Genomic DNA, 13,227 nt, shown 5'->3' on the forward strand with positions numbered 1-13,227 from the left:
GAAGTACCCCGACTTCCGCGGCACTCGGCAGCGCCCCTGGTAGTCGGAACTGCCCATGATCGCCAGCTTTCACCGGCGTTTGGTCCCGTCGGTGGGCTCGACGGGGCGGTCGGCTGCCGTGGCCGGCAGGTCGGTCACCTGCGCGTCGAGTTTTCCGCGCGTGACGGACTGGTAGGCGGCGTCCACGCGTTCGGTGAACTCGGCCAAGGTCAGCCGTCCATCGCCCCCATCGTCCCCGTGGCCGGACCAGGAGTGGCAGCTGACCCGGATCGGCTAGTTGGCCGCCCGCTGTGCGGTGGCGGTGCGGATCAGCTGGTCACGGCGGCGGCGAGCGCGCGGCGGGTCGAGGGCCGATGATGGCCCGTAGTCGGGACTGAGGGGAACCAGATGATCGACATCGCCAAGCAGGTAGCCGCCGTGCAGCGGGTGGTCAGCCAGCACTCGATCGACGGCGGTGGGCAGGTAAGCGTCCTGCTGCGCCGGAACTACGCTGCTCCGATCAAAGAGGTCTGGCGCGCGTTGACCGAACCGGACACGTTGCGACGTTGGCTCCTGCCGATCACCGGCGGGCTGTCGGGACCCGGTCGGCACTGGTTCGACGGCACCGTGGGCGGCCGGATCCTGCGCTGCACGGCGCCGCGCTTGCTGAAGACGACGTTCGACGAGGACAACAGCGTTGTTGAGCTGCGGCTTTCTGAGGGGGACGGGTCTGGCGGCGGGACCGGGGTCGAGGTCATGCATTCGGTTCCGCTGGATCCGATCAGCAGCGGCGCGGGCGCTTTGTTCGTCGGGCCCGCCTGGGACGTCGGCCTGCTCGGGCTGGACGTGTATCTCCGGGGCGAGGACATCCCCGGACGGGAGAACTCGGCCGAGGTGCAGCGGTTCTCCCGGCAGGTCATCAGGGCGTGGGCCACCGCGACCGAGGACTCCGGCACCGCCGACGGCGACCAGATCGCCGACGGGGTGGCCGCGGCGACCGCCCAGCTCACGCCGGACCTCGACCAGACGAGCGCCTGATCGTCCCCGTCCCGCTGGGCTGCCATGCGGCAGGTCGGCGGGTTCGGCTGATAGCTGCTGGACGCGCGCGTCCGATCGTCATCGCCATCGCGGCGGCAGCCCCGCACAGCGCGGCGGCTCCGATCCAGACCGCGTCGTAGGAGCCCAGCAGGTCCCGCGTCACCGCGCCGAAGTAGGCGATCAGCCCGGCGCCCACCTGGTGCGCCGCGCTCACCCAGCCGAAGACGATCGCGCCGCCGGGGCCGAAGACCTCGCGGCACAGGGCGATCGTCGGCGGCACGGTGGCGACGTCGAGCAGGCCGAACAGTACCGTGAAGACGATCATCCCGATGTGCACCGTCGGCCCCATCAGTGCTGGCAGGGTGAGCAGCGAGGCGCCCCGCAGCCCGTAGTAGCCCGCCAGGAGCAGTTGCGGGCTGTAGCGGTCGATGAGCCAGCCGGACCCGATCGTGCCGGCCACGTTCACCACCCCGATGACCGCGAGCAGCGAGGCCGCCACCGTGGTCGGCATGCCGTGATCGTGCGCGGCGGAAGCGAAGTGGGTCCACATGATCCCGTTGGTGGATGCCCCACAGATCGCGAAAGTGCCTGCCAGCAGCCAGAACGGGCCGGTCCGCGCCGCGTCGAACAGCAGCCGCACCGCGCGGCGGGCCGCGTCGGGCACGGGTTCGGGCTTGGTTTCGAAACCCGTTGCGCCATAGGGGCGCAAGCCGAGGTCGGCGGGGTGGTCGCGTAGTACCCACCACACCAGCGGCGCCGTGGCCAAAGCAATCAGCGCGAGGACGACGATCGCCGTGCGCCACGCGAAGTGTTCGACGACCCAGGACATCACCGGCAGCAACGCGAACTGCCCGAAGACGCTCGCCGCGGTCAGCGAACCGGTCACCAGGCCGCGTCGAGCCGCGAACCAGCGGTGCGTCACGGTCGCGGCGAACGCCATCGCCAACGCGCCGCAACCGACCCCGACGAGCACGTCCCAACCCGGGACCAGTTGCCAGGAATCGGAAACGATCGTGGTCAGCCCGGCGCCCGAGGCGATCAGCAGCAGAGCGCCCACCGCCACCTGCCGGATGCCGAAGCGGTCCATCAGCGCCGCGGAGAACGGCGAGGCCAGCCCGTACAGCGCCATGTTCACCGACACCGCGACCAGCCGAACTCGTCGTGCAGCGGGGTGACCAGGAGGCCTGCCGTGGTGGCGCAGGCACCCGCGCTGATGACCGCCAGCGCGGTGACGGCGGCGACCCACCACGCGCGGTGGATGCGCGTCCGGGGAACTGTTTCGGTCGTCATGCCCAGACCCTGCGTCGCCGGGCGCGGCCGAACGAGTGGCCTGATAGCCAATATGTGCAAGAATCGGGCCATGTTCAGTCGAGTCGCGGTGCTGGTCCGCCACGGCGTGATGCCGATGGAACTGGGCCTGGTGCACCAGCTGTTCGGGAATGCCCGCTCACCTGCCGGAACGCCGCTGTACGACGTCGTGACGTGCACGCTCGTTCCCGGCTTGGTGCGCACCAACGCGGACTTCCCGATCAGCGTCGAGCGCGGTCCCGAAGCGTTGGGCGAGGCCGACACCGTGATCGTCCCGGCGTCGCACGAGCCCGACGAGACCGAGACCGAAGGCCTGCTCGGCCCTGACCTCGCCAAGGCGCTCGCGCGGATCCGGCCGGGCACCCGAATCGCCTCGATCTGCACCGGGGTCTACGTGCTGGCCGCGGCCGGGCTGCTCGACGGCCGCCGGGCGACGACGCACTGGAACTCCTGCGACCGGTTCCGGCGGCTCTACCCGGCGGTCCGGCTGGACCCCGACGTCCTCTACACCGACGACGGCGACGTGCTGACCTCGGCCGGGGAGGCGTCCGGCATCGACCTGTGCCTGCACATGATCCGGTGCGATCACGGCGCGGCGGTCGCCAACGAGGTGGCGCGGCTGGCGGTGGTGCCGCCACACCGCGACGGCGGCCAGGCCCAGTACATCCGGTGCCCGATCCCCGAACCCCAGCTCTCGTCGACCGCGCAGGCCCGGGCATGGGCGCTGGAGAACCTGGACCGGCCGCTGGCGCTGCGCGAACTGGCGGCGCGGGAGTCGATGAGCATCCGCACGTTCACCCGCAGATTCCGCGACGAGGTCGGCATCTCACCGCTGCAATGGCTGACCCAGCAGCGCATCGAGCGAGCCCGGCACCTGCTGGAGGAGACCGATCTGCCGGTCGACCGGATCGCGGCGGACGCGGGATTCGGCACTGCGGCTTCGCTGCGCCAGCACCTGCAGACGGCGCTCGGCGTGTCCCCGAGTGCGTACCGCAGCACCTTCCGGGGAAGTGAAGCTTTAGGGAGCCCGTGAGCGCTTTTGGTTGCGGTAGGGGCTGCTTCGAGGCACGTTTTGCGTGGCGGTGCGGGCGGCGGTGCGGGCGGTGCGGGTGGCGGTGCGGGCGGTGCGGGTGGCGGTGCGGGTGGCGGAACCTCAGCTGCCGCCTGGACTCCGGGATCCCTGACTCATGAATGGCAATTCACCACGCCGGGGACTGGGCTCGCTTCAACTACAAAAGCCAGCCTTACCGCCCCCTGGACGATCATGTCCAAAACAGCCTCGATAGCACCGAAAAACGCGCACGGCGGATGTGACTTGAGGTCCGAACACCTGGCGGGCTCGGCTGCGCAGGAGCAAGGTTCAGGCTCGCCGACCTGTTCCGGCTCGACGGGCGAAAAGCGGTCGTCGTCGGCGGTGGCAGCGGCCTTGGCCGGTCCAGTGCGGTGGGACTGGCCGAATTCGGCGCGAAGGTGGTCGTCGCGGACGTCGACGTGGCCGGGGCCGAGGAGACTGCCAAAGCGATCGGGGAGTTCGGGCACGAGGCGAGCTGGCGCGAGCTGGACGTCCGGGACGGCGAGCAGATCCAGCGGCTCGCGGAGGCCGAGGCGGACGCCGAGGTCCTGGTCGTCACGCCGGGCATCAATGTCCGCAAGCGGCTGGTCGACACCGTCGACGAGGACTTCGACCGGGTCGTGGACGTCAACCTGAAGGGCACCTACCGGCTGGTGCGGGACTTCGGCGCCCGGATGGCCGAACGCGGCCGGGGCAGCATCGTCACCTTCGCCAGCTTCCGGGCCGTGCTCGTCGAACCCGGGCAGGGCATCTACGCCGCGACCAAGGCCGGCGTCGTGCAGCTCTCCCGCGCGCTCGCCGCGGAACTGGGGCCGAAGGGCGTGCGGGTCAACGCGATCGCGCCAGGACCGTTCGAGACCCCGCTGACCGAGCAGATCAAGTCCGATCAGGGCTGGTACGCCGCGTACGCGGACAAGACCGCGTTGAAGCGCTGGGCGAACGCCGACGAGATCGCCGGCGCCGTGGTGTACCTCGCCTCGGACGCCGCCTCGTATGTGACGGGCAGCCTCCAGCTGGTAGAGGGCGGCTGGACGGCGATCGACGGCCGCTTCGAACCGAGCGTCTGATCCGCTTGCGGGGCAAGCAAGAACGAGGCCCCGCCCGGCGGGGCCTCGTTGCGCGTCGTGGGGCCGTGAGTGAGTTTTCCGGTAAGAGCCGGAATCGTCACTCACGAGGTGTGCGTGGGGTCGTGAGTGAGTTTTCCGGTAAGAGCCGGAATCGTCACTCACGAGCTGGTGCGGTCGGGGTGCGGCTCAGGTTTCTCCACTTCGGCGGGCAAGCCGCCGGTGATCCGCACCAGCTCGCCGAACGTCGTCGGGAACATCGCGTGCTTGGAGCCCGCACCCGCCCAGACCTCCGGGTGGTCGGCCAGCATCCGGTCTACCACGGTCCGGATCGGCCGCGGGTGCCCGACCGGACCGACACCACCCACCGGCTGCCCGGTCGCCTCCAGCACGAATTCCGGGGTGGCCCGCCGGATCTTGCGCACCCCGAGCAACCGCCCGACGTGCTTGGTGTCCACGCGGTGCGCGCCGCTGGCGACGATCAGCAGCGGCTCGTCGTCGGCGGTGAAGATCAGGCTGTTCGCGATCGCGCCGAGCTCGCAGCCGAGCCGTTCGGCTGCCGCCGCTGCGGTCGGCACGTCGGTGTCGAACTCGACGACTGACCCCGCGACGTCGAGGTCGCGCAGGCAGGCGGCGAAGGTATCGGTGGCATTGCTCATGCGGCGCAGAATCCCCCAAACCGCGCCGTTGGAACAAGTTCTTTCACGGTCGTGTGGCTGCGTCGCCCTGCTCTTCGTTGCGATCCATGACCGTCCGTCATCCGCCAACCGGACATCTTGATCGCGGTGCACGCGCCGACCTACGCGGTCAGCGCCTCTGTATTGTCCACTGTGGTCGGTCGGTGGGATCGTCGGCGACTGCTGTGGTTGTCGCTGGCCCTGCCGTCCAGCACCGGCTGATCTAGCTGACCCCGGCCGGAGCCGGCCTGTGATCGCCTTCAACTCGTCGGCTCTGTACCTGGGCATGGGCTTCGGCGGCCTGACCGGGGGAGCGGTCGCGGCTGAGTGGGGCTGGGTGGCCCTGGGGCCGGTGTCGACCGCCGTCGCCCTCCTCGCCCCGGTCCTCTTCTGGCGGACCAACCCGACCACGACCGCCACCCCGGGCACCGCTGCGGCTCCCGCTCAGGAGGCCCAACCCGTCGCTTGAACCCGCTGGTCAAGACCCGTGAGTGCTTTTGGGTGTCGATAGCCCGGTGCCATGGCCCCCAAGAGCACTCACGGCCTTCCCCCTTCGCACAGGTCGAGCCTGGACGCGCGTTTCCTAGACCAGCAGGGGCAGCTTTCGGACTCCGGTCATGTTGGGGCTGGGGATGAACTCCGGGCCCTCCGCCGGGTCGGTCCGCAGGTTCGGGAACCGGTCCAGCAGGATGTTCAGCGCGACCCGCCCCTCCAGCCGGGCCAGCGGCGCGCCCAGGCAGAAGTGAATGCCCCGCCCGAACGCGATGTGCGGGTTCGGGTCCCGGCCGACGTCGAAGACGTCCGGGGCGGTGAACTGGCGGGGATCCCGGTTGGCCGCCGCGACCCAAAGCAGCAGCAGTTCATCGGCCGGGATCCGCTGCCCACCGAGCTCGACCTCCCGGTTGGTCACCCGGGAAACCGCGGCGAACGGGCTGAAGAAGCGCAGCGACTCCTCGATCGCCGAGGGCACCAGCGACCGGTCCGCCCGCACCTTCGCGAACTGCTCGGGGTGCGCGTCCAGGCACAGCACCGTGTTGCCCAGCAGCATGGTCGTGGTGATGTGCCCGGCGATCAGCAGCACCATGCCGAAGTTGACCACTTCGGCGTCTCTGAGCCGCGCGCCGTCCACTTCGGCCAGGACGAGCTTGCTCAGCAGGTCCTCGCGCGGCGCCCGCCGGCGTTCCGTGACGTGCTCGCCCAGGTACTTGGTCAGCTCCTGGACCTGGTCCAGGGCCTTCGCTATGTACTCCTCTTGTTCCTTCGAGCGGTCCTTGAGGGAGACCTGGTTGGAGGTCTCGAACATCGCGTCGACCCATTTCTTGAACAGGCCCCGGTCGCTGCTCGGCACGCCCAGCAGCTCCGCGATCACGATGACCGGTAGCGGGTAGGCCAGGTCACGGACCAGTTCGGTCCGGTCGGACACGGCGTCGAGGAGTTCGTTGGTCAGCGCGGCGATCCGGGGTTCCAGGCTCGCGACGACCTTCGGGGTGAACGCGTGGCTCACCAGCTTGCGGAGCTTGTTGTGCTCCGGCGGGTCCAGCTGCACGATGTTGCCCTCCTGGAACCCGGACGCCTCCGGCACCAGCCGCTGGGTGGCCGAGGAGAAGGTCGCCGGGTCGCTGAGGGCCTCCAGAACCTCGGGGTATCCGTAGACGTTCCAGATCCCGGCCGCCGAGTCGTTCGCCACCGGCTGATCCGGTTGCACCCCCCGTAACCAGAACTGCGATTCGTTTATCCCCCAGGTGTCGGCGAGGGTCGTCATGTGGTGCCCCTTCCTGTTGGCGAGCGCCGCCGGTCAGGTGCGCTCCATGTCCATCTCGGAGGTGTAGATCCACTTCCGGTAGTTCGCGTTGATCTCGTCGAACAGCGCGCTGATCTCGGCCGCGGCCGAGATCAGCGAGGCGCGGTCCGGTCCTTGCTCGGGTTCGAAGGCGCGGCGGACGGTCAGCGCCAGTGCGTCCGCCTTGGCGCGGTCGTCCGGGCCCGCCAGGTGCGGGTTGATGTTGTCCACCATGAAGAACCCGGTGACGGCGGCGCTCATCGAGAAGATCAGGTGCGGCACGTCGTCGCGGACGAGGTCGTACTTGGTGATCAGCTCGAAGTAGCGGGCGGTGAACTCCTGCCCGCGGATCTGAGCCGAGGTCTGCTTGAGGTTGCCGAGCAGTTCCGCGTCGCCGGTGACCAGCGCCCGCATCAGCGGCCTGCGCTGGGTGGCCAGGAACGAGTTCTGCATGAACCGGTGCGGCCGGACCTCGTCGGGGTCGCGGCGCACCGCGTCGACGAGCTCGATGATCAGGTCCACCGATTCGCGCAGGAACAGCGATTCGAACAGCCGCTCCTTGGTGCGCCAGTGCAGGTAGACGGTGCCCTTGCCGACGCCGGCATGCTTGGCGATGTCCTCGATGGTCACCTTCCGGTAGCCCAGCCGAATCATCAGCTCGCCGGCCGCGTCGAGGATGCGGTCGGCACGTTCGGTGGGCTGCGGCATGGTGCGTCTCCTTGGCCTGGGTAGGCGCTTGCGATGACTTGTTGACCCGATTTGAAATCTGGTCAACCGGTCATTCGTCACGATAGCGCTAGCCGCAGCGGCGGGCAATGGACCTCGGGTCCGCCTTGACGCGGTCTTGACGCGGTCTTGACGCGTCACCCCGAAGCACCAACCGGCGCGCGCTGCCGCCTGGGCGGGCTTAGCTTCTGCAGGCAGCCCCCCATACCGAAAGGGCTTTCCCCGCCGCCCGGAAGGGAGCACCATGGGATTCGGCGAGTTCAAGGACCGCCTGCAGAACTACGGCGAGGAACACGGCGAGAAGATCGAGCAGGGCCTGGACAGGGCGGCCGATGTGGCCAAGGAGAAGTTCGGCCACGAGGAGTAGATCGACAAGGCCGCGGAGAAGGGCGAGGAGTTCCTCGGCGAGCCCGAACTGGGGCCCGGCGAGCAGCGGTAGCCGACCGAACATCGCCGCCCGACCCATGCTGACGAGCGGGACCAGGTGAGGGCCATCCTGCCCGGCAGTGGTCGGAGCGGATCATGGAGAGGCCGCCTCAACGCACAGGGCGGCCTCTCTTAATGCCCAGAATCCCTCGGTTTAGTCGAGCGTCTTCCAGCCTCTTCTTGCATTGCGGCGCGGGTGGCGGAACCGGTGGGATCCCGGACTTGTGTATGACCAGCGGCGTCCGGGCTGTCCTCGTGAAAAGACCGCCGAGAACCCGCAGCGGTGCCAGTTGCGAGGGTGGGCCAAGGCGGCTACGCCGCTTGCGGCAGCCTGGTGGGACTTCCAGCGTCGCAGCCGCGGATCGGCGAGGACGAAAAAGGCTCCATTGAAGTCAGAGCTCTGATTTCCATTGAAATCGAAGGTCAGAGCTCTGATTTCAATGGAAATTGCGGTGATCAGGCCACCGGGAGCTCCACGGCGGCGGCTTCCGCCGACAGCGCGACGACCCGTCCGCCGCGCTCGCCAAGCTCCCGCAGGCGCTCCAGCGCGGCGCCGTTGAGCTGCACGGTCGCGCTCGCGCGCGCCGTAGTCGCGAGTTCGTCGAGCGTCTGCCGCGCGTCGTGTCCCGCATCCACTGTGGACTTCAGGCCCCCGGTCGAGGCGAGCGACCCGCGGGCCGCGCCGAGCCGGCCGAGGGCGTCGTCCACGGCGTCGAGCAGCGCGATCCGGTTGCCTTCCGTCATGGCCCGCACCAGCTCCGGCGCGCTACCCGCGACCCGGGTGCCGTCGCGGAACGAGCCGGCGGCCAGCGAAAGCGCCAGCGGGCCGCCATCGGCCCCGACCGACGCGAGCACCGCGGCGAACACGTGCGGCAAGTGCGAGATGCGCGCGACCGCGAAGTCGTGCGAGGCGGCGGAGGTGGGCACCACCTGGGCGCCGCAGTCCAGCGCGAGCTGGGCGGCCTCCCGCCACGATGCGAGCGTCGTGTCCTCCTCAACGGTCACCGCCCAGGCGGCCCCGGCGAACAGCTCGCTAGACCCGACCGACCAGCCAGAACCCGACACCCCGGCCATCGGGTGGCCACCGGCGTACCGGGCGCCGGGCAGCAGGCTGCGGACCTCGGCGGCGACCGGGTCCTTGACGCTCACCACGTCGGTCAGCCAGGCCTCGGGGGCGTGCTCGGCGACCTTCCGCAGCACCTCGCGCACGGCGGTCAGCGGCGTCGCGACGACCACGAGCGCATCCTCATCGGCGGCTCGGCGCAGGGCCGGGTCGATGTCGAGGACGTCGAAACCGTCGGCCCGCGCGGCGGCGGCGTCCGCCTCCGACTTGGTGGTCCCCCAGGCGGGGCGTCCGGCGGCTTTGGCGGCTCGCAGCACCGAGCCACCGATGAGTCCCAGTCCGATCACGCACACGGCACGCATCGGTCCATCCTGCCCGACTTCCCGGCAGGCCACGCACCCGGTTGAGCGGCAAACAATGCCCGGAAGGTTACGAGCCCGCAATAGTGCTTTCGGGTGGCGTTCGTACGCTCTACGGTGTCCTCATGACGGTGCAGGAGCCGGTCGCTGGCTTCGCCGTCGCCGTGGTGCGGGAGGACGGGCGGTGGCGGTGTAGCACGATGGACAAATCGGTGCTGACCGGCCTGGACGCCTCGATCACGGCGTTGCGCGAGCTGCGTTCCACCGGCGCGGTGTTCGGTATGTGCAATGTGGACGACGAGTTCTTCGTGCTGATCAGACCGGTGCCCGGAGGGGTGGACCTGCTGCTGTCGGACGCCGCCGCGGCGCTGGACTACGACATCGCTGCGGACGTCCTCGACCTGCTGCGCATCGACCCGCCAGATGAGGACGACGAAGAGGTGTGGCCGGAAGGCAACCTGGCTATCCTGTCCGATCTCGGGCTGCCCGAGGGCGAGCTTCTGGTGATCATCGAAGAGGTCGACCTCTACCCGGACGAGCAGCTGGAGATGATCGCCCAGCGCTGCGGCTTCGGGGACAACTTCGCGAAAGTGCTGGAGAAGCTGGACCAGTGAGCACATCCGGTTCCCGCGCCGGGGACGCCGACCTGGTGCGGGCCGCGTTGCGAGTCGCCGCCGAAGCACCGTCCACTGGGGATGTTCCGATCGGCGCGGTCGTGATCGATCAGGAGGGTCGGCTCCTAGCCAGCGCGCACAACCAGCGCGAGGAGCTGCAGGACCCCACGGCGCACGCGGAGATCCTCGCGTTGCGGGCCGCAGCCGCCGCGCACGGCGACGGTTGGCGGCTGGAGGGTTGCACGCTGGCGGTCACGGTGGAGCCCTGCACGATGTGTGCGGGGGCATTGGTGCTGGCCAGAGTGGCCAGGGTGGTGTTCGGGGTGTGGGAACCCCGCACTGGCGCGGTGGGCTCGCTGTGGGACGTGGTGCGGGATCGCCGCCTGAACCACCGGCCGGAGGTGGTCGGCGGCGTGCTGGCCGACGAGTGCGCGGCGGTGCTCGAGGACTTCTTCGCCGGCCACCGCGATTAGGAACCCGCATCACCACGACCGACCCGCACCCGGCGGCCCCGTTTCAGCATCTTCAAGCGAGGAATCCACATCACAGATGTGCGCCGAGTGCGGGTACACGGACAAGAACAACCGTGTGTCGCAGGGGTCTTTCACTTGCCGGTCGTGCGGCCACGCTCAGCACGCCGACCGCAACGCTTCCCGCATCGCCCAGCGGGGCAATGCTGTGTGGAACGCGGGGCGTGAGTCACGCGTCCCGGTCGGCGCATAGCCGATCAAGATGCGGCAGCCTCAGCTAGCCGCAAGCTCGGCCCTTCAGGGCCGAGAAGTTGACCCGTCCTATTCGACCAAGGGGCGCGACGTCGACGCTGCCATAGCGGGCGGGGGAGCTTCTCGGCCCACGCGGTCGCGGCGTTGATGTCGACTGCATCGACGACGTACAGCCTGGCGACGACCGCCCCGGCGGGCTGGGCGACGCTGTCGTTCACGATCGCCGAGCCGTCCTGCACGCTCACCGTGCGGGCGGTGGTGGCGGGTGGTGGCGTCGTGGAAACGAGCCTCGTAGACGAAGGCGCTGGCGTCGCGGTGTTCGATCTCGATCACCAGAGCTCCCTTCTCGGCCGCCTCGCGCGCCAGATGCACGATAGGCAGTGCGGGAAAGCCGTAGTAAAAGGATGTTTGTGGGTATCCGCGGCCACATCCTCGTCGACTGCGCCGCCCGAACCCAAGGTGGGCGGCAGAGTGGATCTGGGAGCTTCCACCGGTTCGGGCGGCCTGTCCGCACCGCGATCGGTGTCCCGGCCTGTGACGATGAGCCCGTCCGCTTGCGACGGGCGGACTGATCGCGTTGCAGGGGAGTGTGACGTGGAGCCGACTGACGCAGTCCTGGCCACGCGCATCGCGACCGGCGACACCGGTGCCTTCGAGCTGGTGGTGCGCCGGTATTCCGACGGGATCTTCGGCATGGCGCTGCGGATGCTCGGCGACCGGGCCGAGGCGGAGGACGTGGCGCAGGACGCGTTCATCGCGGTGTGGCGGCGGGCCGGCGAACTCGCCGAACCGGCCGCCCTGCGGACCTGGTTGTTCAAGGTCGCCCACCGGAACTGCCTGATCGTGCTGCGCCGCCGGCGGACGCGCCGCACCGCTCCTGTCGGCGTGATTCCCGAGCACCGGACCGCGGTCGGGTCCGCCGCGCTGATCGCCGATCCGCAGCGGGCCGCGGAGGCGGAGGAGGGTGTGCTGGCGCTGCAGCGCGCGCTCGCGGTCCTGCCGAGCCGGCAGCGCGATGTCTGGCTGCTCGCGGAGGTCGACGGGCTGTCCTACGTCGAGATCGGCCAGCGCGTCGGGGCCGGTGAGCAGGCGGTGCGAGGTCGGCTTTCGCGGGCCAGGGCCAGCCTCGCCAGCATGATGCGGGCCTGGCGTTGACCCCCGCTGTCAAGCGCTGTCGGGTGACCGGTAGCCTAGCTGGCGGTAGCGTGTCCGAGCGGCCGAAGGAGCGCGCCTCGAAAGCGCGTGTGGTTAACAGCCACCGTGGGTTCGAATCCCACCGCTACCGCTCGCAAGGGCCGGTTCCCCGTGAAGACGGGGACCGGCCCTTGATTATGCGGTCTCGATTATGCGGTCTCGGTTGGTCTTGTTAGGCGGGCATCAGGGCACCGGTCACAACCCGGTCGGCTTGCGTGATGCCACTCAGGTAGATCAGCTCGTGCTCACCGGCCGGGAGCTAGCTCTACCTGCACGACACACGGCGGCACGAACCCCCGGCGGTTCTGGTCAGGGTTGGTACCGTGCGGCGATCTTGGTGACCTGGCCGTTTTCATCGAGCCAGATCTTGGCCGACTGGTTGCTCTGCCGGATGTAGTCGTCCAAGGTGACCGGCACTGCGCCCAGTCCCTCCGAGTCGATCTGCGGTGAGCCGGCCGGCGTGGCGCCTTCGAACGGGCTGAACAACTGGACATCCGGAGCGAGCGCGGCGACCTGAACCGGTCCGCCGGTGCTAACCGGGTGGGGCGCCGCCATGGAGGAGTCGTCCATCCTGCCTTCGACCCAGGAGACCATCCATTCCCCGTTGTTCTTGGCGAACTCCAGATCGACGGCAATGTCGACGGCGTGGTTGTTCGGGGCCACGGCGCCTGCCCCGGCGTCCGTCTCGGGGTTGGCAATGCTCGCGGCGCCTGCCGCGGATCCGGGTGGCGTCGGCGCCTGTGTCGCCTGTCCGGCCAGCGACGTGCACCCGCTCACGAACACCGCTGCAGCCAGCAGCCCGCCGGGGATCAGAACGGCCATGCGGCTGATCTTGCGCATCTGTTTCTCCTACCACCGGGTTGTTTCCGACTCTTCGATCAGACAGACGTGCCGGGACCGTGGCGGTTGTCAGCGGTCGGCAAAATCGATCACCCAAAGCGGTTCCACCACCCGAACGGGTGCCTAGATGGCCAGGATCGTGCGGAACAGTTGGCGGATCGCGGCCTTAGCCGCATCGGGGCAAGAAGGTCCCCTGGTGCGGAGAGTCTTAGTAGGGCAACGGCAGGTTGAGATACTGGCATGCTCACGTGATCGTGTTTTCCCGCTCGCTTTGCGGCGGTAGCTTCTCGTCGACCACGTCGCTTGGCGAGGGGAAGCCGAAGTGCGCATCACGTCGTTGCTGACCGCCACCGCAGTGGCGGTCC

The 13,227-nt window shown here is 69.3% G+C and carries 15 protein-coding genes, 1 tRNA gene and 1 pseudogene; 10 read left to right on the forward strand and 7 right to left on the reverse strand.

All coding sequences use genetic code 11. The annotated features are described in order from the left end of the window. Positions 1–69: 69 nt before the first annotated feature. On the reverse strand, positions 70–270 hold the full coding sequence (locus ACRXBZ_RS20885; RefSeq protein ID WP_433883929.1) for a DUF1707 SHOCT-like domain-containing protein: 201 nt from the start codon (positions 268–270) through the stop codon (positions 70–72). Between the two features lie 117 nt (positions 271–387). Between ACRXBZ_RS20885 and ACRXBZ_RS20890 the strand changes: the two genes are divergently transcribed. Further along, positions 388–1,017, forward strand: coding sequence for an SRPBCC domain-containing protein (locus tag ACRXBZ_RS20890; protein WP_433880528.1), 630 nt, complete (start codon positions 388–390; stop codon positions 1,015–1,017). Here ACRXBZ_RS20890 and ACRXBZ_RS20895 read toward each other — a convergent pair. Next, a pseudogene (locus tag ACRXBZ_RS20895) lies at positions 986–2,307 on the reverse strand (MFS transporter). The gene ACRXBZ_RS20890 and the pseudogene ACRXBZ_RS20895 overlap by 32 nt on opposite strands. 70 nt (positions 2,308–2,377) lie before the next feature. Between ACRXBZ_RS20895 and ACRXBZ_RS20900 the strand changes: the two are divergent. Then, positions 2,378–3,358, forward strand: coding sequence for a GlxA family transcriptional regulator (locus tag ACRXBZ_RS20900; RefSeq protein ID WP_433880529.1), 981 nt, complete (start codon positions 2,378–2,380; stop codon positions 3,356–3,358). A 341-nt stretch (positions 3,359–3,699) separates the two neighbouring features. Further along, positions 3,700–4,464 (forward strand): SDR family NAD(P)-dependent oxidoreductase, encoded by a 765-nt coding sequence (locus tag ACRXBZ_RS20905; RefSeq protein WP_433883930.1) that lies wholly within the window; start codon positions 3,700–3,702, stop codon positions 4,462–4,464. Positions 4,465–4,622: 158 nt separating this feature from the next. Here the strand turns inward: ACRXBZ_RS20905 and ACRXBZ_RS20910 are convergent, their stop codons facing one another. Further along, the gene (locus ACRXBZ_RS20910) at positions 4,623–5,120 is read right to left on the reverse strand and encodes a YbaK/EbsC family protein (RefSeq protein WP_433880530.1); all 498 of its coding nucleotides are present in this window, start codon (positions 5,118–5,120) and stop codon (positions 4,623–4,625) included. A 268-nt stretch (positions 5,121–5,388) separates the two neighbouring features. On the opposite strand from ACRXBZ_RS20910, the gene ACRXBZ_RS20915 reads away from it, so the two are divergent. Beyond that, a complete protein-coding gene (locus ACRXBZ_RS20915) occupies positions 5,389–5,607 on the forward strand; it encodes a hypothetical protein (protein ID WP_433880531.1) in 219 nt (72 codons plus the stop codon). A gap of 114 nt (positions 5,608–5,721) precedes the next feature. Here the strand turns inward: ACRXBZ_RS20915 and ACRXBZ_RS20920 are convergent, their stop codons facing one another. Both ACRXBZ_RS20920 and ACRXBZ_RS20925 read right to left on the reverse strand, forming a co-directional pair. Continuing rightward, positions 5,722–6,900 carry a cytochrome P450 gene (locus ACRXBZ_RS20920; protein ID WP_433880532.1) on the reverse strand — a complete coding sequence of 393 codons (1,179 nt, stop codon included), beginning with the start codon at positions 6,898–6,900 and terminating at the stop codon, positions 5,722–5,724. A gap of 33 nt (positions 6,901–6,933) precedes the next feature. Then, complete coding sequence (locus ACRXBZ_RS20925) at positions 6,934–7,626, reverse strand: TetR/AcrR family transcriptional regulator (RefSeq protein ID WP_433880533.1); 693 nt, start codon at positions 7,624–7,626, stop codon at positions 6,934–6,936. A gap of 262 nt (positions 7,627–7,888) precedes the next feature. Between ACRXBZ_RS20925 and ACRXBZ_RS20930 the strand changes: the two genes are divergently transcribed. After that, entirely contained in the window at positions 7,889–8,011 is a 123-nt protein-coding gene (locus tag ACRXBZ_RS20930) for an antitoxin (RefSeq protein ID WP_433880534.1), read from the forward strand. 515 nt (positions 8,012–8,526) lie between these two features. Here the strand turns inward: ACRXBZ_RS20930 and ACRXBZ_RS20935 are convergent. Next, positions 8,527–9,495: a prephenate dehydrogenase gene (locus ACRXBZ_RS20935; protein WP_433880535.1), complete on the reverse strand. Its 969-nt coding sequence runs from the start codon at positions 9,493–9,495 to the stop codon at positions 8,527–8,529. Between the two features lie 122 nt (positions 9,496–9,617). Between ACRXBZ_RS20935 and ACRXBZ_RS20940 the strand changes: the two genes are divergently transcribed. The 5 genes from ACRXBZ_RS20940 (at position 9,618) to ACRXBZ_RS20960 (ending at position 12,113) form a co-directional block, all read left to right on the forward strand. After that, positions 9,618–10,106: a tRNA adenosine deaminase-associated protein gene (locus ACRXBZ_RS20940; RefSeq protein ID WP_010307658.1), complete on the forward strand. Its 489-nt coding sequence runs from the start codon at positions 9,618–9,620 to the stop codon at positions 10,104–10,106. Continuing rightward, a complete protein-coding gene (locus tag ACRXBZ_RS20945) occupies positions 10,103–10,579 on the forward strand; it encodes a nucleoside deaminase (protein ID WP_433880536.1) in 477 nt (158 codons plus the stop codon). The genes ACRXBZ_RS20940 and ACRXBZ_RS20945 overlap by 4 nt, the downstream gene beginning before the upstream one ends. Beyond that, on the forward strand, positions 10,575–10,829 hold the full coding sequence (locus ACRXBZ_RS20950; RefSeq protein ID WP_433883931.1) for a zinc ribbon domain-containing protein: 255 nt from the start codon (positions 10,575–10,577) through the stop codon (positions 10,827–10,829). Before ACRXBZ_RS20945 ends, ACRXBZ_RS20950 begins: the two co-directional genes overlap by 5 nt. 146 nt (positions 10,830–10,975) lie before the next feature. Beyond that, positions 10,976–11,983 carry an RNA polymerase sigma factor gene (locus ACRXBZ_RS20955; protein WP_433880537.1) on the forward strand — a complete coding sequence of 336 codons (1,008 nt, stop codon included), beginning with the start codon at positions 10,976–10,978 and terminating at the stop codon, positions 11,981–11,983. A 44-nt stretch (positions 11,984–12,027) separates the two neighbouring features. Beyond that, positions 12,028–12,113: transfer RNA gene (locus tag ACRXBZ_RS20960), tRNA-Ser, on the forward strand. A 218-nt stretch (positions 12,114–12,331) separates the two neighbouring features. On the opposite strand, the gene ACRXBZ_RS20965 is transcribed toward ACRXBZ_RS20960, so the two are convergent. Beyond that, positions 12,332–12,862: a hypothetical protein gene (locus ACRXBZ_RS20965; RefSeq protein ID WP_433880538.1), complete on the reverse strand. Its 531-nt coding sequence runs from the start codon at positions 12,860–12,862 to the stop codon at positions 12,332–12,334. Positions 12,863–13,227 lie beyond the last annotated feature (365 nt).

Source organism: Saccharopolyspora hattusasensis, from assembly GCF_050972075.1.
GTDB lineage: Bacteria > Actinomycetota > Actinomycetes > Mycobacteriales > Pseudonocardiaceae > Saccharopolyspora > Saccharopolyspora hattusasensis.

Bases quoted from the DNA above. Each gene is read 5' to 3' on its own strand.
- ACRXBZ_RS20890 (WP_433880528.1), top strand. From the start codon at position 388: ATGATCGACATCGCCAAGCAGGTAGCCGCCGTGCAGCGGGTGGTCAGC.
- ACRXBZ_RS20935 (WP_433880535.1), bottom strand. From the start codon at position 9,495: ATGCGTGCCGTGTGCGTGATCGGACTGGGACTCATCGGTGGCTCGGTG.
- ACRXBZ_RS20965 (WP_433880538.1), bottom strand. From the start codon at position 12,862: ATGCGCAAGATCAGCCGCATGGCCGTTCTGATCCCCGGCGGGCTGCTG.
- ACRXBZ_RS20940 (WP_010307658.1), top strand. From the start codon at position 9,618: ATGACGGTGCAGGAGCCGGTCGCTGGCTTCGCCGTCGCCGTGGTGCGG.
- ACRXBZ_RS20930 (WP_433880534.1), top strand. From the start codon at position 7,889: ATGGGATTCGGCGAGTTCAAGGACCGCCTGCAGAACTACGGCGAGGAA.
- ACRXBZ_RS20910 (WP_433880530.1), bottom strand. From the start codon at position 5,120: ATGAGCAATGCCACCGATACCTTCGCCGCCTGCCTGCGCGACCTCGAC.
- ACRXBZ_RS20920 (WP_433880532.1), bottom strand. From the start codon at position 6,900: ATGACGACCCTCGCCGACACCTGGGGGATAAACGAATCGCAGTTCTGG.
- ACRXBZ_RS20900 (WP_433880529.1), top strand. From the start codon at position 2,378: ATGTTCAGTCGAGTCGCGGTGCTGGTCCGCCACGGCGTGATGCCGATG.
- ACRXBZ_RS20925 (WP_433880533.1), bottom strand. From the start codon at position 7,626: ATGCCGCAGCCCACCGAACGTGCCGACCGCATCCTCGACGCGGCCGGC.
- ACRXBZ_RS20955 (WP_433880537.1), top strand. From the start codon at position 10,976: ATGTCGACTGCATCGACGACGTACAGCCTGGCGACGACCGCCCCGGCG.